Genomic DNA, 202 nt, shown 5'->3' with positions numbered 1-202 from the left:
CGCCGTCTTAACGGCGAATAGCCCTTGCCAGATACTAGCGTAGAGCGGGATATAGTGCGTTTCTATTGCTGAATGAAAATCCACGGCTTCCCAGTGATCGACAATGGCATCGGTACCGGCGGCAACGCTCCCTTTGGTCTCGTAGGTAGAGATAATGCCGTCGATTTTGCCGATGAGCCACACCACTTCTTCCGTGTACTCA

General features: G+C 52.5%; 1 pseudogene. It reads right to left on the bottom strand.

Features of this window, described 5'->3' with window-relative positions:
- Positions 1-202, bottom strand: a pseudogene (locus A3709_RS23995) (hypothetical protein); the annotation flags it as partial.

The organism is Halioglobus sp. HI00S01, from assembly GCF_001635445.1.
In the GTDB taxonomy this organism is placed as follows: Bacteria; Pseudomonadota; Gammaproteobacteria; order Pseudomonadales; family Halieaceae; genus Halioglobus; species Halioglobus japonicus.
This window is presented reverse-complemented; position numbering and strand designations above follow the sequence as displayed.